This window comes from Photobacterium japonica (genome assembly GCF_050337005.1).
GTDB classification, from domain to species: domain Bacteria; phylum Pseudomonadota; class Gammaproteobacteria; order Enterobacterales; family Vibrionaceae; genus Photobacterium; species Photobacterium japonica.
Genome location: NZ_JAKJSN010000017.1, coordinates 33,242 through 51,176 on the forward strand (window position 1 = coordinate 33,242; position 17,935 = coordinate 51,176).

Here is a 17,935-nt window from a genome sequence, read left to right on the forward strand (position 1 = left end):
ATCGCATATTGTCATTCAGGGAAGCGTCACGCGGGCGTTAAGCGGCGGGGCAAGTCATCCAGTCATAACAGTGAAGTGAACGAAGGCGTATGAAAAAAATCTTAATCACAGGCTTTGAGCCTTTTGGTGGCGAGCGCATCAACCCCGCGCTGGAAGCGGTGCGCGCATTGGCGGATGTTCCGTTAGTGGGCGGTGAGATGGTGGTGTGTACGGTACCTGTGGTGCGCTATGCCGCAATTGATACCGTCATCGCCGCGATTAAACAGCATCAGCCGGATGTGGTGATCACGGTCGGGCAGGCCGCGGGGCGAGCCGCGATCACGCCAGAGCGGGTCGCCATTAACGTGGATGATTATCGCATTGCTGATAACGGCGGGCATCAACCGATCGATGAAGCCATTGTCGATGCGGGTCCGGCGGCGTATTTTTCGACATTGCCGATTAAAGCCATCACGCAGACGTTACAAGATCACGGCATTCCGGCGCAGATCTCCAATACCGCTGGTACGTTTGTCTGTAACCATCTGTTTTATGGTATTCAGCATTATTTGCGTGACACCGCGATCCGTCATGGTTTCGTGCATATCCCGTTATTACCTGCGCAAGCGGTGCAGGGCACACAACCGAGCATGAGTCTGGTAACCCTTGTTCAGGGGTTAACGTTGATGGCACAAGCCTGCATTGATCATGAACAGGACAGTGTCATCGGCGGCGGTCACGAGTGCTAATCGCTAAATGAACAGTCGGCATAAAAAGTAAGGTATACTCTTTTCTATTTACAGAATCTCCCATGGTCACCATCGATAAAGCACAACTGGTCGAAACAATCCTTGAGCAACTACAGAAAGCCTACCAAGGTGCATTAGAGGCCGCCGACCGCGCCCATAGCACGGCAACAGACGATGAAAATGCGCCTGAAAATCAATATGATACCCTTGCACTTGAAGCGGCGTACTTAGCCCATGGGCAATCACAGCGTGTGGCTGAGTGTATGGCGGATTTGACGGCTTACCGCAAACTGCAAACTGCGTTACCGGCAGGCACTGAACAAATTGTCCTCGGCTGCATGGTGCATTTGGTGGATGAAGATGACAATGAAAAGTGCGTTTTTTTTGGCCCTACGGCTGGGGGCATCAAACTGACTGTCGCTGACCAAGAGATTGTTGTGGTTACCCCGACTTCTCCGTTGGGCGATGCGTTATTAGGGCTAGAAGAAGGGGATGAAGTGGAAGTCCCGCTGGGCCACCATACTGCTTACTATGACGTTGCCGCGATTTATTGATCTGAGAAGATTAAGCGAGGACGATTAATCCGAATACCTCCCATTGCCTCTAATAAAAAAACGCTGAATACTCAGCGTTTTTTTATGTCTGCTGACTTGTGCTTGAGGCGTGCTTATCGACGTGTTGACGATAAGCCCATCACGCTGTTGCCGCAAAATGGGTTGCGATCCAATCCGCTACCGTGGGGGCAGAAACGCTGTGGCTACGAAAGAGTGATGCCTGCAACTGACGACCAAAAAATCGCTGATCTTGCTGAACGCACCTTAACGCACCTCTGTCTGTGTAAGGGGCATGGATATGCTCCGGCAGTAATGCGATCCCTTTGCCTTGCTGACACAGCGTGAGTAAAGTCTCGATATTGTCCATCGTCCACGTACTGTAACTGATGTCCACATTAGGCAAAAACATGTCGCTGTTATTGTTTAAGACCAAGGCGCGCAAGTGTTGGTTGGGGTCATGCAATGGGTAATATGCTGCATGTACCCAGACACAATTCACTTTGAAGAGGTCGGTATAATCAATGTCATACACCTGTTCATTGCTTAAAAAGCCAAAGGCGAAGTCCATTTCATTCTCATGAATCATCTTGCTCAACACATTGCTTGGGTACTGTTTTAAGTGCAGATCCAGTTGCGGAAAAGCGTCGGCCAAATCATTCAGTAACCGCGTTACGGTTGGGTGATAGAGGAACGGATCAATACCGATAGTGAGCATCATCGGACTGGCGCTGCTCAACTTCTGCGCGACAGCAATCACTTCATGGTACTGCTTCAGCAGCACTTTTGATGAGCTAAACAGTTTATGGCCTTTTTCACTCAGATAAGGACGTTTTTTATCTCGGTTAAAGACAGCATAACCAATATCCGTTTCCAGGTTTTGCACCGAGGTGCTGATGGTCGATTGCGACTTGTTGAGTCGCCTCGCGGCCGCGCTGAAGGATCCTTCTTCAGCCACCGACACGAAGGCCATAATATTATCAAGTTGTAATTTCATTATATTTATAGCGTATAAGCATCGAAAAACAGTAGAAAGACACAACAAATGCGCCATAAAGGGAGCATTATTAGTGTGCATGATCAATAATTGTTAAAAGTAGTTGTCTGATTTTCATCGCTTTTAGGGCTGAACTTGTCAAATAATATACCACTTACCCACCCAGCATCGACTCAATTAGATAATAAAAATACATAAAAGTGTGACCTGTGTCACATTGGTGCCGTAATTTTGACGTGGTTTTGACATGAGGGACGATTGTTTTCGTCAATAAAAAGAGTTTTGACCTGTGATTTAGTGATCTATATCACTATGTTTTGTATTGGTTTTTCATGCTTTACAGTAATTTAATGCCAATAGGGGATGAGTTGCTGGTATTTTGTTCTATCGGTTTTATCAATAGTTGCTATCTTTTGCGGTTGTTTTTTTGGAGTAAGATCATGTTTCGAGTAATGGCTCCAACGCTAATAAAGGAAGAACAATGATTACTAAACTATACGCAAAAGCAGACGCATTCCTAACCACTTACAAGAACGATGAGCGCGGCGTAACGGCTATCGAGTACGGTCTGATTGCGGTTGCAATGGCAGGTCTTCTGGCTGTTGTTCTAAGCTCTGGTGAAGGTGGTTTTGTTGGTCAACTTAAAGCCGCATTTACTAACATCACAGAATCACTGAAAACTATCACAGGCCAAAAATACAACTAATTTTTCTTAAAATTTGTAGTTACTATTTATATGGTCCTTCTACTTATTCTTGGAGTGGCGTTAGTCGCTGTATGCTTGAGCGATGTCATTAAGCGGCGCATTCCCAATGCACTGGTGCTCATTGTATTGGGGAGTTCACTCCTGCTGAACGGACTGTATGGCTCAATCAGCGGTTTTTACAGTGCAATCGTGGTCTTTGTTCTGACAGTATTGCTCGTCAGACTGCACGTAATGGCCGCTGGTGACAGCAAATTGGCAACGGCGCTCGCTGTTGCCCTCCCTCTTTCTCAATTGACGTTTGCCTTATGGTTAACGGCAATGGTCGGTGGTGTGATTGCCCTGTTCTATTGGGTGAAGTACCGCGTTGTAAACACCGCCTCACACGAAAACGATCCAGGCCTACCTTATGGGCTGGCGATTTCTGTCGGCTTTTATCTACCCCTTCTCGCACACTACTTGTAAAGGCAAGTGTATGAATTCGAAAATTATCTTTTTGATTGCCTTTTTGGCGGTCGTGTCGGGCCTGTATGGGCTGTATGACGTGTTCAGTCAAGAACCTGAACTGCGCGAAGAACCCATGGAGGATTTGATTGCTGACAAACCGGTACGCTACCTGACCCTATGGCGTGCTAACCAAGATGTAGATAAAGGCATTGCGCTGAATGCCAGTGATCTGACGCGCGAACAAGTCCCGTTTGATGATGCGCTGAAATTGGGCGTAAAAGACGATGTGGTGCTTGATTTTGATCCGGCCACCTTGCTCAACACCGCAATCAAGAAAGGCCAATGGGTCTATCCCGAATACCAAACCCAGAAAAATCAGCCGGGCTATATCGATTTATTGATCAGCGACGGCATGACGCTTTATCCCCTACAAGTGACCACCAAAAACCTGATCAACGATTTCATCCGTCCGGGTGATTACATCGACTTGCTCGCGATCAGCTCCCCTGATGTCAATTTGTCCGCTCAGTCAGAACCCTTAACCCAGTTTCAAGGGGTGCAAGCCAAGGTATTTCTTCAGCATGTAAAAGTGATGAACATTGGCGAACATCATGCATTGTCGGTGAATAAGGGCAATGACAGTTTCATTACTGCTAAGTCTGCCAATGAAAGCGATGGGATGACCACCGTGGTGATTGAAGTGCCGCCCAATCAATTGGCGCGTTTGTCGCTGGCGCAGCGTACTTTGCAGCTTGAAATTTACCGCAGTCATGCGCATGCCCAGCCATTGGATGCGAATGTGCATGATGTCATCAGCAATTTTACCGATGTGGAAGAGTTGCGTGGCTCAAATGAAACCAGCGCAGCTGGAGGTCTCTTTTAATGGTGAATGATGTAATGACGAATAGCGCACTGAACAGTAGTGCGCTAAACAGTGGCGTAATGAATCGTGCTTTTATTAGCATGCGATTTTTCCGTGCGGTTTTACTGGCTGTGGGTGGCATGGCATTGGCTTTGACGTCGTTGTCTAGCTGGGCAGGGGATCGCTATATCACCTTGCATGATGCTGCGCACATCAGTGTGAGCCAGCCAATCAGCAAAGTGTTCATCAGTGCGCCTGACTTGGTGGATTACAAAGTCATTAATGACAAAACCTTGGTAGTGTTTGCCAAACAAGTGGGCCAAGCCCGTTTGATTGCGTACAACCAGCAAGGTGATGTGGTGTTGTCTGAACGTATCTTGGTGGATATCGATCTGACGCAGATCCGCCGCCAACTTAAACTGCAATACCCCACTCTGGATATCAAGCTGGAATCGGTCGGGGAGCAAGTCGCAGTGAGCGGCACGGTCGACTCTGAGCAGCAGCGTGATGACATCTACCGCACAGTGGCCACGTTCTTGAAGCGTAAATCCACCAATCGCTATGAAAAATCGGACAAGTTATCGTTTGAAGACTCTGGCATGGAAGCGCCAGAAAGCATGATTTTCGCCCGCAACAATACGTGGGAAGGGATCATTGAAAATCTGGTCGTGACCAGCGTGCAGCAGGTCAACGTCAAAATTTCGGTGGCGCAAGTGACCGACTCGTTTGCCAAAACCATTGGTGCTGATTGGGGGTCGATTGGTGCTAGTGTGGGGCAGTTCTCGTTCAGCCAATTTAAAGCCGCGGATTTAACCACCTTGATCACCGCGCTTGGCAACGAAAGCATGGCGGAAATTCTGGCGGAGCCGAACCTGACCGTGTTATCTGGCGAGTCAGCCAGTTTCTTGGTGGGCGGTGAAGTACCGGTGATCGTGACCAGCGACAGCAGCACCAATATCACCTTCAAAGAATTTGGCATCAAGCTGGAAATGACCGCCAAAGTGATGAGTGATGACAAAGTGCGTATGCAGTTAGCGCCGGAAGTCAGCGAAGTCGAAAAATACATTCAAGCGGCAGGCATTGAAGTGCCGCAGTTGGCATCACGCCGCGCCATGACCACCGTTGAACTGGCGGATGGTGAAAGCTTTGTGCTGGGTGGCTTGATGAGCAGCCAAGATTTTGAACAGCTGCAAAAAGTACCCATGCTAGGTGATATTCCGGTGTTAGGCGCCGCCTTCCGTAAATCCGTCACTCAACGTAAGAAAACCGAATTATTGATTGTCGCGACGGTAAACCTTGTACGTCCTGTCTCGTCACAAGATGTCCAACTGCCTTATATGAAGAAAACATCGACCTTGTCGCGCTGGTTAAATATTCCCATTGATGGCGATTCAAAGGCCGACGAAGCCTTGAGCATTGATTTGCTATCACGCGGAGGATTCATGCAATGAAAAATGTTTTGATCGCACTGTTGGCGTTGTGCGCATTAAGCAGCATCAGCGGCTGCGCCGAAAAAATGTATGTCGCGAAAGGCGCAGAAGCCTTGGTGTACCCGGAAACACACACCTACCAGTTTACGGTGAATAACTCGCAATCACAGAACGGTGCCGTTGCCATCAACACCCAGTTGACCAAGATTGTGGCGCAGGCACAGCAACGGGATCACCAATTTCGAGTGACCTATTTATACAGCTCAACACAGGGTAAACGTATTGCCCAGCAGCAGATCGCGCAATTGCACCGTCAGGGTGTGTCTGCCTCGCAATACAACGCGCATTATGCGGCGCAGCCAAAGACAGATTTAACGGTTGAACTGCGCTATTTCCGTGTGTTAACCGAAACATGCCAGCCAGAAGTCATGGGGCAACCGATTCAACGTCGCGATTGCTTTGTTGACACCATGCGAATGAAGCAAGTGGCGAACCCACAACGACTGATTGAGAAGTAATGTATGTTTGATTTAGCTAAGGCCATTTCGAAAAACGTCGCGCCCGCCATCCCGGTGGTGAACGGCCCGAAAAGTTGTACGTTGATTTATCAGTCGTTTGAATGTTTGTCGCTGGTGGAAGAGATCTTTCTGTTTGAAGGCTGGAACGAGCCGACGATTCAGAAAGAAGCACTGAAATCGACCAAGCTGGATCGTGAAGACTTGCACGACATCATCTTGCTGGAGCTGAATCAGTCGAGCAATGTGGTGGAAGATGCCCGTCGTTTTGCCAGCCAGATCCCCCCGCACAAAGGGGTGATCGTGATCGGCAAGGAAGATGCGATTTCAACCTTGCGTGCATTGAAAGACATGGGTTTCTACTACGTGTTTTGGCCGGTGAATAAGCAAGAACTGGCCGACTTCATCACGCACGTAAACAATAACCTACAGACGTTTTCTGGGGTCAGTAAGCAGCGTAAAGCCAAGCGTGTCGCGATTGTTGGCACCAAAGGCGGCATCGGCAACACCCTGATCACGGCAGAGCTTGCCTCGGTCTTTTCTTCACAAGGGACAGACACCATTTTGGTCGATCACCAAAATACTGACAGTAACATTGATGTGCTGTTGTCCCTGAAAAACCTACAACGCCATAACCTGACTGAAATGACCATGCCGCTTCATGAGTTGGATGATGAAAGTGCGGTGGGCTTTTTGACCAATGTGCGCAGCAATTTGCGTTTGCTGGCATTGGAAGGGGGCGAGTCGGACGCGCAAGTGCTGAGTTTTAGCCAAACCTTGTGCCAGTTACTGAGCCGTAATGCCAACTTCATTTTAGAAGACTACTCCGCCAGTGTGGCTTTCCGTCCGGATCCTTTGATGCTGGTTGAGCGCAGTGACGTGGTGATCGTGGTGTTGGAACCGTCGGTGGCGTCTGTACGTAATGCGAGAAAGCTGATTGAAAAACTGAACAATTTGCAGATCTCTGACCGCAGTAAAGTGCGTGTTATTCCGCTGTTGAACATTCATCGTCCGTTGAATTCGTTTGCGTTAAACAAACAAGAAGTTGAGCAATACCTGCAAACGCCAGTGGCGATTGAGCTGGAATATAACCGCCACATTGCCCGTTTGATCATTGAAGGTAAGCGCGCGCATAAACATGACAAGCAAATGCAACAAGCGTTTGATGAACTGGCGCGTTTAATTAACGGTCAGGCGAGCACAAACAGCAATACGCCAATCAGTTGGGTTAAAAAGGTGTTTAACCGATGAGCACAAAGTCTCTTTATTTAATCTTCCGCCAGCAGATCTTTGATGCCTTGGATGCGGAAGCCGTGCAACAGATGAGCCGTGAAGAATTGGAAAAGCAAATCCAAAACGCGGTGGATATTCTTGCACGTGGGGCCTCTCGCCCGATGACAGCCTTAATGCGTGCGGGCTTGGTGAAAAGCCTGCTGGATGAACTGTTAGGTTTAGGGCCGTTGCAGCCATTGATTGAAGATCAAAGCATTACCGACATCATGGTGAACGGCCCTGACAATATCTACTTTGAGCGCGGCGGTAAGCTAAAGCGTTCTGAAATTACTTTCGTTAACGAAGCGCAATTGCTGGAAGTGGCCAAACGTATTGCATCGCGCGTAGGGCGTCGTGTGGATGAATCTTCCCCAACGGTGGATGCCCGCTTGGAAGACGGCAGCCGTGTGAACATCGTTATTCCGCCGATTTCGTTGGACGGTACTGCGATCTCTATCCGTAAATTCCGTGAGCAGAAAATCGGCTTGGAAGAGCTGGTGGGCTTTGGTGCCATGTCGCCTGAGATTGCCCGGGTACTGATGATTGCTTCCCGTTGTCGCTTGAACGTGCTGATTTCAGGCGGTACAGGTTCCGGTAAAACCACACTGCTGAATGCGCTGTCACAGTACATTGATAACGACGAACGCGTGATCACCATTGAAGATGCGGCAGAATTGCGTTTGCAACAGCCGCACGTGGTGCGTTTGGAAACCCGTACCGCGAGCATTGAAAATACCGGCATGGTGACGCAGCGTGATTTGGTGATCAACGCCCTGCGTATGCGTCCTGACCGTATCATTCTCGGGGAGTGTCGTGGTTCAGAAGCGTTTGAAATGCTGCAGGCCATGAACACTGGTCACGATGGGTCGATGTCGACGCTACACGCCAACTCGCCGCGTGATGCGATTGCCCGTGTGGAATCCATGGTAATGATGGCGAACTTGAACCAGCCGTTGGATGCGATTCGCCGTACCATTATCAGTGCGGTACAGCTAGTGGTGCAGGTTAACCGCTTACGTGACGGTTCCCGTAAGATCACCAGTATTTGCGAAATTGTCGGGCTGGAAGGGGACAACGTGGTGATGGAAGAGATCTTCCGTTTCCAACCCGATGAATCGGCGTTTGACGAAAAAGTGCACGGTAACTTTGTGACACAAGGGATCATGCAGCGCTCAGAATTGGTCAAAAAAGCCCAGTTCTACGGGCTGCACAAGGAACTCATGGCCGCGTTCAGGAGCTAATGCCGATGATGTTATCGCTTTCTCTGATCTTGTTTGGACTCGCCGCTATCTTGTGGACGCGAAAAACCAACGATCTTAAACGTGCGTTTTTTGAAGACGAGACAGATGCCGAGCTGAAAGAAGAGTTGCAGGCGATTAACCTGAAAAACTTGCGTCAGCGTTCACGGCTACAACAACTGCGCGATCAAGCCACGCCGGTGTTGGCTATTTTGGGTGACAAAGCCACGGTGATCATCGTGACCTTTTTAATCCTGATGCTTTGTGGCGCGTGGTACCTGAATAATCGCATATTACACATGGAATCGCAGTGGTTGACGGTGTTGTTCCCGTTGTTGGCATCTTGGGTCAGTTGGAATTGGCTGGTGAATAAACGCCGCAGTGACTTTGAACAAGCGTTTCCGGATGCATTGAATATTTTGATGAGCGCCGTGACCGCCGGTGACAGTTTGATGCAGGCGATCAGTTATGTGGGCGAGAGCTTAGATAATGCGATTGGCCGTGAATTCAAAGTGATGGGCGAGCGTTTGAAACTGGGTGAAAGTTCTGACGTGGTGTTTCAGCGTGCGTGTAAAAACTTTCCGTATCCGGCCTTTTTGTTTTTCGTCGTTACTGTGCGCGCCAACATGGCCCGCGGTGGTCAACTCAAGAATGTGTTGGCCCGTTTGATCCGTGTATTAGTGGACGCGCGCACCTTGGATAAAAAGAAGATGGCGATGACGTCAGAGGCCCGTATTTCGGCCAAAATTGTCGCGGCCATTCCGATTCTTTTCATGGTATTGCTTAATTTCATTAACCCCGGCAACGTCGATTTTATTCTGACTGATCCCGACGGGCGCTATGTCTTGTACTACGTACTGGGCAGTGAAGCGTTAGGGTTGGGGATTGTCTGGTGGCTCGTGAAGGGAGTGCAGTAATGGCATTAATTATTTCTGGCTTGCTGTTTGGTGTCGTGATCGCGTTGCTGATCACCCAGTATTACCAACAGAAAATGGTCAAAGCCAATATCAACGCTTATTTATCACACGAGCGCAGAAGCGGCTTATCGCGCTTGAATGATTTTATTGTCCGCTTTGGTAAAGAGCATCGCCAAGATCTAGAGCAAAAGTTGGTGGATGCCGGGATCTATAACACCCATCTGGCGAAGTATTACTTTCCTTTGAAAATGCTGACCGTCGCTGGGTTTTGTGCTGCGGTGTTCTTTAGTCAATTTGAGCAAAACACCAAGTTGGTGCTGGGCTTGATTGGCTTTATTGTGATTTTGCTGGCCCCTGACATGCTACTGGCATCGCGTAAAAAAGTACTGGTGACCCGTATGTCGCGCCAGTTGCCGTACATGCTCGACATGATGTCGGTGTGTGTGCAAACCGGGATGACCATCGAAGCGGCGCTTTCCTACTTGGGGAACGAATTGGAAACCTTTGATAAAGACTTGTGTTACCAAATTCGTAAAACGTCAGACGGCGCACGCCTGCATGGTTTGGAAAAAGCCCTCTATGATCTGAGTTTGCGTATCCCGACGCCTGAAGTCAGAAGTTTCACCCTGACGCTGATCCAAAACCTGCAATACGGCACCTCCATTGCCAATGTATTGAGTGATTTAGCGGAAGACATGCGAAAAATTCAGGTGTTAAGCATTGAAGAGAAGATCGGGAAATTGTCAGCAAAAATGAGTATCCCGCTTATTCTGCTGATCATGTTCCCCATCGTTGTGCTCATTTTGGCTCCCGGCATCATGCAGATGTCGATCAACATTGGGTAAGATTTATGAACAAATCCATCAAGGTGATAGCCTCGGCATTGTGTGTGGCGTTATCACTCACCGGTTGTGCGAGTTCAACTGCTCCGGCGGATGATCCCATTGCCGCCATGGCCAAGGTCAACAACTACCAGGGCATGATCGCGTATTACAAAGCGGCGTTGCAACAACAGCCGGATGACCCTGAGCTGTTGCAAAAATTGGCACAGGTGTATTACCACGCGGGTGATATAGAATCTGCCGCTTTTTATGTGGAACACTTGCAGTCACAAGTGGCGCCGACGCCTGCGTTGTCGGTATTAGCCGGCAATATTGACGATGCACGGGGTAACTTAACCGGCGCCTTATCTGCTTATGAGCAGGCCGCGACCTTGGGGGACACCTCCGCGACCCTGAACATGTCACAAGGGATCGTCTTGGGTAAGCTTGGGCGCTTTCAACAAGCTGAAGATCAGTTTAATCAGGCGCGCTTGAAAGGCTTTGATGATATCGCGATCAAAAACAACTTGGCGGTACTGTATCTCGCGCAAGGGCAGTTTCAGCACGTGGTGGACATGTTGATACCGGTTTACACTGGTGCGGATTTTAAGGCCAAAGACAATCAAACGTTAGCGGTGAACTTGGCGATTGCATTGATCAAACAAGGGGATGAGCAACAGGCCTATAACGTGTTGAAAGACATGTATACCGATGATCAACTGCGTGTGTTGTTCCAGCAAGTGAAAGCCATGACTGTGACGTCGGAACGCCCTGTTTTGCCGGATAGTCAGGGGGCACAACATGAAAGGCCGTAATGTCATATCGAGTTTTCGCCGCCAGGCTTTGCCTGTATCCCGACGTCAGCAGCGCGGTACCACATCGATTGAGTTTGCTTTAGGTGGCATTGTGCTGATGCTGGCAACTTTTGCCATTTTTGAAGTGTGTTACCACCTCTATGTGGTGAACGTGACTGAGTCAGCGTTGCGTGAAACCATTCGCGGTACCAAAATTTATCAGGGTCAACATTCTCACGCGAATTATCAGGCCAAGTTTGATGCCGTGCTGCGAAATGACGATGCTCTATGGCATTTTTTGGTGCGAGAGGATCAGTTTGAACTGAGTTCGACTTATTTTAGAACCTACCGTGATTTGGTCAATAATACCGGATTGAGCAGTGATGAAGTACCGGCCAATTATGTGCTGGCGGAAGTCACCCTGACTTACCATTACACCCCCATGATGGATCTGTTTACGCTCGGCAAGCGCGATGTTAGCCGCACGATGTTACTTAACCTTGAGCATGAAGGGTGGGATGATGAGAAGTAATCGATCACGTCCATTTCGTCTATCTCGTCAACGGGGCGCTTTCGCTATTGAGTTGGTGTTTGTTTTATTTGCCTTGTGCGCCATCTTCCTTTTCACCACCGATCTCACCCATAAGTTGCTGTTGCGCTCGCAGCTCGATCGCACCAGTTTTGCGTTGGTGAATATATTGAAAGAGCGCATTCGTTATTACTCGGTAGTAGAAGACGGTGAGCGGATAGCCCGTTACACGCTGAATCAGGCCGATAGCCGTGATATGCAGATTTTAGCGGCGCGTATGCTGAATGTGCCGCACGATGACGTGGCGATTAAGCTTGAAGCCTTGATCAACAATGTGCCACAACCAGCGTTTACCAGTGCGCAGTTTGATCAGTGGCATTGCCAACCGACCACGCCGATTTCACGCTTAACGGATTTGTCGCCTGTCGACGGGGGGAAAATCTTCCCGCTGTATCAGGTGACCTTGTGCAGTCAGGCTGAAAGCTGGTTTCTTCCCTTTTTAGGCGAGCGGGACGCATCGGCAACGATCACGTCCAGTTCTGTGATTGCGGGGCGCTAACATGAAACAACAAAGGATGTGCCGACGACGCACGGGGCCGCTACGCTTGCAGCGCCAACAAGGGGTCGCTGCCGTGTGGATGGCCTTGATGTTGGTGCCGATCATGGGCTTTACGTTTTGGGCCGTAGAAGGGACGCGTTATGTGCAGGCACACAGCCGTTTACAAGACGCGACGGAAGCGGCCTCGCTGGCAGTGACCATGTCCGATGATGAAGATCACGCCAAAGCCATGGCGGAAGATTATATTCGGGCGTATGTGCGAGATATTGATGGCATCTCGGTCACGGTGAAGCGTAAGCATGAAGAAGGTAACATTAACCACAATGTGGATGAGTACATCCAATACACGGTGGATGCGACGACCCGACATCGGTCTTGGTTCAGCAGTACGCTGATCCCGTCGTTTGCGCCTAAGCAATCGTTGGCCGGAGAGTCGGTTGCTAAGAAATACCCGGAATATTTGGGTGATCGCGATATCGATATTGTGTTTGTGTCGGATTTTTCTGGATCGATGAATAACCGTTGGCAAGGTCACTCACAGTTGTATTGGCTGAAAAGAGCCATCAACCAAATTACCGACAAAATTCTGGTGAAAGATGAAACCGATAATGTCATCAAAAATCGGGTGGCATTCGTGCCGTATAACTTGCGCGTGCAGGACAAAATTGACGGTTCACTGATCTGTAACAGTCAGTTGCGTTATAACACCTATAACAGTGGTTATTGGGATCCCGAATATGAAGCGGTGGACTGGACGTTTTGGGCGCAAGAATCAAGCAATGATGTGTATTATTGCAATCGGGACTCTCGCTATTGCCCTGGCAGAAACCGTGATGAAAGAGAGTATTATCAGAAGCAGGCGCGTCAGGTTTATAACGTAATTAATAGTAACCGTAACTGGCACTTGTTGGATATTCCTAACTATATCGATTACAGGAAGTCAGTCAGCGATTTATTTACCAATAAGATCACGACCCAGCATTTTCATTACAACAGCAGCCACAACCGTTTGTACTCGGAAGCCTCCATGTGTTCAACCGGTCGAGATGCATTTTGGACCATTGGGTTAACCAGTCATAAGTCGGCCTTGGACGCGGTCGGTCGCATGGACGCCACGGGGGGCACTGGGGCTTATCAAGGCATTTTGCGGGGCGCACAAGTCATGGCCGCGGGACGTCCGCATACCCGCGATAAAACCGTGATGGATGAGTACAACGAACGTCTGAAAATGATTTTGATTTTGAGTGACGGTCAGGAATCCCCCTATTCCAGCATTCTGCCCAACCTCGTGAATAACGGCATGTGTGACCGTATTCGGAGTCAGTTCAGTGACAGCGACATGCCGCTGTATATCGGGGTCGTGGGGATTAACTTCCGTGCCAGTGGGCAGAGTGGCTTTAAGCAGTGTGTGCTGAACCCGAAAGAAGACATTATTGACGTTAACAACGTGAATGACTTAATCGATAAAATTGAAGAGCTGATCAAAAAAGGCTCCCGCTCCAGTGGAGTGACAAAGCTATATGGCTAACAACATGGATAACTACGCAATGCGAAACAAAATTATGGGCGTCATGTTCTGTCTTCCATTTACGGCACTGGCCAATGATGCAGTTAATCAAGGTCTGACAGATTACTGTGATGCGGGGCCATATACCGTGGAACATACCGTGACCATTGGTGATGTCACGGCGTTGGGCAACCATCGCCAAGGGTGGATGCAGATCGCGCAAACCTCGCAAGATGCTGAACTCAAGGCGCAATTGCTGGCATTGGCCGAGCAGGTGGGCATCAGTGAGCAGTGCATTGCATTTTTGGATGGTAAGCAGTTGCTTACCACGGAGCCTGTACCAGAGGCGGAGCCAGAAAAAGCACCTGCACCAACACATACGTTACTTGCGCGCGTGTACTTTGATTTTGACCGTGCCACGTTAACGCCGATGTCAAAAGTGATCCTCAAGCGCATTGCACAGAAACTGGAAACCACAGGGCAGTTTGTGCGTTTGGAAGGCAACACGGATAACAAAGGCAGTGAGACGTACAACTATGCGTTGGGCTTGAAGCGCGCTAATCAAACCGGTGATTTCATGGCTGAACATGGCGTAAATAAAGCGCACATGATCAATACCAGCCAAGGCGAAGCTAAGCCTATCAGCAGCAATGCAACCGCCATTGGCCGCGATGAAAACCGCCGTGTAGATGTGTACCGCGCAACGCCTTAAAGGTTAATGTGTCTGGCTAAAAATAAAAAGGGAAGCGCTATTGCGCTTCCCTTTTTTTACGTCATATGTCGATGCGTTTTTCTATGCATCGGGTGGGTTTTTCTCTGTTTTGGCAAAGAGGCTTTTTTCGTTGCTTTCCCCTTTGTCCATCATGGCATTGTATTGCGCCACAGACGCTTCAAACTGCGCTTTCTCTTTGCTTGGTACCGAAGAAGCCATCGGAATTTTGGCTTTCAGCGGATTCACCGGCTTATTACGGATCAGGAACTCATAGTGAATATGGGGGCCTGTCACGCGGCCTGTTGCCCCAGCGAGCGCAATACGTTGCCCGCGAGTCACTTTCTGCCCCTTCTTCACCAGAATACGGCTGTTGTGCAGGTAACGGGTACGGTAGTTGGTACCGTGTTGGATCACGACATACTTCCCCGCATACGGGTGGCTGACCGTCTGTATCACCACACCGTCACCGGTGGCGAGCACAGGGGTGCCGGTTGGCGTGGCAAAGTCGACACCGTTATGCGGCGCGACACGGCCTGTCACAGGATGACGGCGCTTAGGGTTGAACTGAGAGCTGATACGGTACTTTTTCCCCGCTGCATATGGGTAGCGGAGGAACGCGCGTTGTAAGCTGTCGCCGTGGGCATCATAAAAGTTACCATCACTGTGCAAATACGCCGACGTGACCGTTCCACGGTTATGAATGCGAATAGCCCGGATTTCATGGGTGCCTGTTGGTTCATTTTCAACCGATTGGCGTGACACCACGATTTCAAAGTCATCTCCAGCGCGAATATCGCGGGTGAAGTTCAGCTTATCTTTTAGCAGGGTCGTGATTTCATAAATTTCGGTTGCGTTCAGGCCGGCTTTTTGCGCCGACACTGAGAAACTGCCGTGAATTTCACCCGTCGCGACCACATCGTTCCAGTCACCGGGAATGGAAATTTCTTGCACTTCAAAACCGGTCTCATCAGTACGCTGATACGCCACTTTTTGTGCGCGGTTAAACTGCAGTTCTAGCCGCTCTAGCTGATTGTTTTGATCATTGACCCAAAAGCGCAGACGGTTACCCGGCTGCAAGGTATCGATTTTCAAGTGGTTGAGATCCGCTTCCATCAGCTGTTGCATCGTGGAATAAGGCAGGTTTAAGCGGGCGAAAATTTGACTCAGTGAATCGCCTTTCTCAATGGTGTAAGCGTAACGAGGTGGATTAACGTCTGTAATATCCACCGCCTCTTTGGGCGTCCAAGGGGTCGAATTGATGATCAGCTTGATCGGGGTCGCTTGATGCGTCGATGTATTGTGGGTCAGAATGGCRGCCATTGTCAGTAACGACAAGCTCGCAAGCCCGATATATTTCGGCGACATCCATTTGCGTGAAACGGCCGATTTTGGAGTAAACATAAAAAGAACTCGTCGCTTTTAATTCTGTGTACTTTTAGCGGTAACCGGTGTGAACAATTTTGTTGGTTCATCCGATGCTTTTTAGGATGACGTATCAACGGCACCCCACATTTTTGTGATAATAGTTTGCCATAGGGAGACAATGGATGGCGTAAAAAGGTTCCCCAAAATGCCAAAAAACAGATTTATAAGGTTAAAACTGTCGCATTTGTGACTTAGGTATCATTTTACCTGCTTTTTTATTGTTCACAGCAGTAAAAGTGCCATAAAGCGAATTTCTGCCCGTGACGGGCTGCACGGCCAAGCGATCGTACTGACAGATACGTTATTTAACAGCCAGTTAGTCAGGCGCAAGCAACGGCGAAGTAGGACATGACGGAGCAGGGCATTACCGAACGGCAAGGTGATAAAAGCGAGTGATAAAAGGGGAGTAAAAGCGTACCAGAGGGGTAAGACGGTGCTTGTGAGAAAAGGGGGATGAGGCAGTGCTTCTGCGAGCGTGTTTCGGAGCGCATGCTTATGATACGCGGATGTAAGAAAGAAAAAGAGGGAAGGGGATGTGATGGCGCAGATAAAAAAATGGCAAGGCGTTAGCCTTGCCATTCTCATGGATCAGATGAAGCGAATTTTGACCGCTTGCAGTTTATTGCTTGAGTCATCCATGATGAACTCGACCAAACTACCCGATGATGGTTGACCTTGTGTCATGACGTTAGCGGCAGTAAAACTGATGTCGCCGCCAAGATCACACGTGATAAGGCCAGTGTTGTTCATTGGGTTAAAGCTGCGGATAATACCGGTTTCTGAATGCATGTTTTTTTCCTTTTGCACATACACACCATCGTAAAGAGAGCCATAATCTGTTGGCTGATATTTTCTCCACGGGGTTTGCGTATGTGGCTATCAAGTTGAGTACAAATACAATGTGCGGTTCAAAAGAACACGCGCTTGTCTTGCCCCCCATGCCCGTTAGTTATACACGGAACGAGGGTACTCATTGACCTTCCTATTGTGCGTCAGGAGCTCACCAACTCGCTAACTCATCACTGAAATCACTCGCAACTTAGCGAAAACAGTGGAAATCTTAATAGTGATAATCTTCTGGGAGGGTTACTTACTTTGGCGAGAAGTGAGGTCATTTCCTCGAAAATCATTATAGGTCTGAGTCACAGACCGCCAAACACTACCCTTAATTGAGAACGTTGTAAATACATTCTTTTGCAAAAAAGCGTGAAGAAGATCGTTTCAACAGATAAATTGGTCATTTAATGGAACCCTGACGAATAACTCACACGGCCTTGACGCAGCAAGAATCGATTACGGCATAAAATAAAACCATCAGATGAAAATGGTGAAGGAACCATAATGAAAAAAATCGTACTGATGTGTGCAACGGCGGTTTGGCTTTTGGCAGGGTGTGATCAACAACCTGCGTCTCCATCGGCCCCCGATTCTGCGCAAGCGCCACATACCGAGGCCACGCCAGCAAAGAATAATGGCATGTTGTCACAGTTGGATGAGAACGCCGACGATCAGGGCAATACAGTTCAGGCCAATACTGAACAAGATCAGGTCGTCGCCGATCCGGATCATACCAGTCGCAACGCCTTAGATTGGAATGGCACCTATACCGGGATTTTACCGTGTGCCAGTTGTGAAGGGATTAAAACTGAAGTCGTGTTACACAAAAACGGCACCTACACCCTGACGGAGCTTTACTTGGGTGAAGCGGGCGATGCATTTGAATATGAAGGCACGTTCAACTGGAACACTGCGGGCAATACCATTGCGTTACCCGCGGTAGGTAGTGCTGGGGCGAAATTCTTTGTGGGTGAAAGTCAGCTATTCCGCTTAGATCAAGACGGTAACCGTGTTACGGGTGAGTTGGCTGAGCATTACATCTTGAAAAAACAATAATACCCACCGTCGTTAATAACGGGTCGTACTCGCTG

Annotated in this window: 20 protein-coding genes; 17 read left to right on the forward strand and 3 right to left on the reverse strand. The window is 48.9% G+C overall.

Going from position 1 to position 17,935, the window contains the following annotated elements; genetic code table 11:
- Nucleotides 1-89 precede the first annotated feature (89 nt).
- Nucleotides 90-728 (forward strand): pyroglutamyl-peptidase I, encoded by a 639-nt coding sequence (gene pcp / locus L4C36_RS07505; protein ID WP_428477180.1) that lies wholly within the window; start codon nt 90-92, stop codon nt 726-728.
- 62 nt (nt 729-790) lie between these two features.
- Entirely contained in the window at nt 791-1,282 is a 492-nt protein-coding gene (locus tag L4C36_RS07510) for a GreA/GreB family elongation factor (RefSeq protein WP_428477181.1), read from the forward strand.
- A gap of 139 nt (nt 1,283-1,421) precedes the next feature.
- On the opposite strand, the gene L4C36_RS07515 is transcribed toward L4C36_RS07510, so the two are convergent.
- A complete protein-coding gene (locus L4C36_RS07515) occupies nt 1,422-2,276 on the reverse strand; it encodes a LysR family transcriptional regulator (protein WP_428477182.1) in 855 nt (284 codons plus the stop codon).
- Nucleotides 2,277-2,757: 481 nt separating this feature from the next.
- Here L4C36_RS07515 and L4C36_RS07520 point away from each other — a divergent pair, with 481 nt between their 5' ends.
- Genes L4C36_RS07520 through L4C36_RS07585 form a run of 14 tightly spaced genes read left to right on the forward strand, consistent with a single transcriptional unit; the run spans nt 2,758 to nt 14,582 of the window.
- On the forward strand, nt 2,758-2,982 hold the full coding sequence (locus tag L4C36_RS07520) for a Flp family type IVb pilin (RefSeq protein WP_428477183.1): 225 nt from the start codon (nt 2,758-2,760) through the stop codon (nt 2,980-2,982).
- Between the two features lie 30 nt (nt 2,983-3,012).
- Nucleotides 3,013-3,444 (forward strand): A24 family peptidase, encoded by a 432-nt coding sequence (locus L4C36_RS07525; protein WP_428477184.1) that lies wholly within the window; start codon nt 3,013-3,015, stop codon nt 3,442-3,444.
- Nucleotides 3,445-3,454: 10 nt separating this feature from the next.
- Nucleotides 3,455-4,309, forward strand: coding sequence for a Flp pilus assembly protein CpaB (gene cpaB / locus L4C36_RS07530; RefSeq protein ID WP_428477185.1), 855 nt, complete (start codon nt 3,455-3,457; stop codon nt 4,307-4,309).
- Nucleotides 4,310-4,368: 59 nt separating this feature from the next.
- Entirely contained in the window at nt 4,369-5,739 is a 1,371-nt protein-coding gene (locus tag L4C36_RS07535; RefSeq protein WP_428477256.1) for a type II and III secretion system protein family protein, read from the forward strand.
- Nucleotides 5,736-6,236 (forward strand): hypothetical protein, encoded by a 501-nt coding sequence (locus L4C36_RS07540; protein WP_428477186.1) that lies wholly within the window; start codon nt 5,736-5,738, stop codon nt 6,234-6,236. The genes L4C36_RS07535 and L4C36_RS07540 overlap by 4 nt, the downstream gene beginning before the upstream one ends.
- Before the next feature lie 3 nt (nt 6,237-6,239).
- Nucleotides 6,240-7,484: a CpaE/TadZ family protein gene (locus L4C36_RS07545; RefSeq protein ID WP_428477187.1), complete on the forward strand. Its 1,245-nt coding sequence runs from the start codon at nt 6,240-6,242 to the stop codon at nt 7,482-7,484.
- Nucleotides 7,481-8,746 carry a TadA family conjugal transfer-associated ATPase gene (locus L4C36_RS07550; protein WP_428477188.1) on the forward strand — a complete coding sequence of 422 codons (1,266 nt, stop codon included), beginning with the start codon at nt 7,481-7,483 and terminating at the stop codon, nt 8,744-8,746. The genes L4C36_RS07545 and L4C36_RS07550 overlap by 4 nt, the downstream gene beginning before the upstream one ends.
- Nucleotides 8,747-8,751: 5 nt before the next feature.
- Nucleotides 8,752-9,660: a type II secretion system F family protein gene (locus tag L4C36_RS07555; protein WP_428477189.1), complete on the forward strand. Its 909-nt coding sequence runs from the start codon at nt 8,752-8,754 to the stop codon at nt 9,658-9,660.
- Nucleotides 9,660-10,505 carry a type II secretion system F family protein gene (locus tag L4C36_RS07560; RefSeq protein ID WP_428477190.1) on the forward strand — a complete coding sequence of 282 codons (846 nt, stop codon included), beginning with the start codon at nt 9,660-9,662 and terminating at the stop codon, nt 10,503-10,505. Before L4C36_RS07555 ends, L4C36_RS07560 begins: the two co-directional genes overlap by 1 nt.
- Before the next feature lie 5 nt (nt 10,506-10,510).
- The gene (locus L4C36_RS07565) at nt 10,511-11,296 is read left to right on the forward strand and encodes a tetratricopeptide repeat protein (RefSeq protein WP_428477191.1); all 786 of its coding nucleotides are present in this window, start codon (nt 10,511-10,513) and stop codon (nt 11,294-11,296) included.
- Nucleotides 11,283-11,807, forward strand: coding sequence for a TadE/TadG family type IV pilus assembly protein (locus tag L4C36_RS07570; protein ID WP_428477192.1), 525 nt, complete (start codon nt 11,283-11,285; stop codon nt 11,805-11,807). The genes L4C36_RS07565 and L4C36_RS07570 overlap by 14 nt, the downstream gene beginning before the upstream one ends.
- Nucleotides 11,794-12,363 carry a tight adherence pilus pseudopilin TadF gene (gene tadF / locus L4C36_RS07575; RefSeq protein ID WP_428477193.1) on the forward strand — a complete coding sequence of 190 codons (570 nt, stop codon included), beginning with the start codon at nt 11,794-11,796 and terminating at the stop codon, nt 12,361-12,363. The genes L4C36_RS07570 and tadF overlap by 14 nt, the downstream gene beginning before the upstream one ends.
- A 1-nt stretch (nt 12,364) precedes the next feature.
- On the forward strand, nt 12,365-13,891 hold the full coding sequence (locus tag L4C36_RS07580; protein ID WP_428477194.1) for a TadE/TadG family type IV pilus assembly protein: 1,527 nt from the start codon (nt 12,365-12,367) through the stop codon (nt 13,889-13,891).
- Nucleotides 13,892-13,910: 19 nt separating this feature from the next.
- Nucleotides 13,911-14,582, forward strand: a complete 672-nt coding sequence (locus L4C36_RS07585) for an OmpA family protein (RefSeq protein ID WP_428477195.1) — start codon at nt 13,911-13,913, stop codon at nt 14,580-14,582.
- A gap of 81 nt (nt 14,583-14,663) precedes the next feature.
- On the opposite strand, the gene L4C36_RS07590 is transcribed toward L4C36_RS07585, so the two are convergent.
- Nucleotides 14,664-15,983 (reverse strand): peptidoglycan DD-metalloendopeptidase family protein, encoded by a 1,320-nt coding sequence (locus L4C36_RS07590; protein WP_428477196.1) that lies wholly within the window; start codon nt 15,981-15,983, stop codon nt 14,664-14,666.
- A 612-nt stretch (nt 15,984-16,595) separates the two neighbouring features.
- Nucleotides 16,596-16,796: a hypothetical protein gene (locus tag L4C36_RS07595; protein WP_428477197.1), complete on the reverse strand. Its 201-nt coding sequence runs from the start codon at nt 16,794-16,796 to the stop codon at nt 16,596-16,598.
- Nucleotides 16,797-17,348: 552 nt separating this feature from the next.
- Between L4C36_RS07595 and L4C36_RS07600 the strand changes: the two genes are divergently transcribed.
- The gene (locus tag L4C36_RS07600; RefSeq protein WP_428477198.1) at nt 17,349-17,900 is read left to right on the forward strand and encodes a copper resistance protein NlpE; all 552 of its coding nucleotides are present in this window, start codon (nt 17,349-17,351) and stop codon (nt 17,898-17,900) included.
- Nucleotides 17,901-17,935: the final 35 nt, after the last annotated feature.

Bases quoted from the DNA above. Each gene is read 5' to 3' on its own strand.
- pcp (WP_428477180.1), top strand. From the start codon at position 90: ATGAAAAAAATCTTAATCACAGGCTTTGAGCCTTTTGGTGGCGAGCGC.
- L4C36_RS07510 (WP_428477181.1), top strand. From the start codon at position 791: ATGGTCACCATCGATAAAGCACAACTGGTCGAAACAATCCTTGAGCAA.
- L4C36_RS07515 (WP_428477182.1), bottom strand. From the start codon at position 2,276: ATGAAATTACAACTTGATAATATTATGGCCTTCGTGTCGGTGGCTGAA.
- L4C36_RS07520 (WP_428477183.1), top strand. From the start codon at position 2,758: ATGATTACTAAACTATACGCAAAAGCAGACGCATTCCTAACCACTTAC.
- L4C36_RS07525 (WP_428477184.1), top strand. From the start codon at position 3,013: ATGGTCCTTCTACTTATTCTTGGAGTGGCGTTAGTCGCTGTATGCTTG.
- cpaB (WP_428477185.1), top strand. From the start codon at position 3,455: ATGAATTCGAAAATTATCTTTTTGATTGCCTTTTTGGCGGTCGTGTCG.
- L4C36_RS07535 (WP_428477256.1), top strand. From the start codon at position 4,369: ATGAATCGTGCTTTTATTAGCATGCGATTTTTCCGTGCGGTTTTACTG.
- L4C36_RS07540 (WP_428477186.1), top strand. From the start codon at position 5,736: ATGAAAAATGTTTTGATCGCACTGTTGGCGTTGTGCGCATTAAGCAGC.
- L4C36_RS07545 (WP_428477187.1), top strand. From the start codon at position 6,240: ATGTTTGATTTAGCTAAGGCCATTTCGAAAAACGTCGCGCCCGCCATC.
- L4C36_RS07550 (WP_428477188.1), top strand. From the start codon at position 7,481: ATGAGCACAAAGTCTCTTTATTTAATCTTCCGCCAGCAGATCTTTGAT.
- L4C36_RS07555 (WP_428477189.1), top strand. From the start codon at position 8,752: ATGATGTTATCGCTTTCTCTGATCTTGTTTGGACTCGCCGCTATCTTG.
- L4C36_RS07560 (WP_428477190.1), top strand. From the start codon at position 9,660: ATGGCATTAATTATTTCTGGCTTGCTGTTTGGTGTCGTGATCGCGTTG.
- L4C36_RS07565 (WP_428477191.1), top strand. From the start codon at position 10,511: ATGAACAAATCCATCAAGGTGATAGCCTCGGCATTGTGTGTGGCGTTA.
- L4C36_RS07570 (WP_428477192.1), top strand. From the start codon at position 11,283: ATGAAAGGCCGTAATGTCATATCGAGTTTTCGCCGCCAGGCTTTGCCT.
- tadF (WP_428477193.1), top strand. From the start codon at position 11,794: ATGATGAGAAGTAATCGATCACGTCCATTTCGTCTATCTCGTCAACGG.
- L4C36_RS07580 (WP_428477194.1), top strand. From the start codon at position 12,365: ATGAAACAACAAAGGATGTGCCGACGACGCACGGGGCCGCTACGCTTG.
- L4C36_RS07585 (WP_428477195.1), top strand. From the start codon at position 13,911: ATGCGAAACAAAATTATGGGCGTCATGTTCTGTCTTCCATTTACGGCA.
- L4C36_RS07595 (WP_428477197.1), bottom strand. From the start codon at position 16,796: ATGCATTCAGAAACCGGTATTATCCGCAGCTTTAACCCAATGAACAAC.
- L4C36_RS07600 (WP_428477198.1), top strand. From the start codon at position 17,349: ATGAAAAAAATCGTACTGATGTGTGCAACGGCGGTTTGGCTTTTGGCA.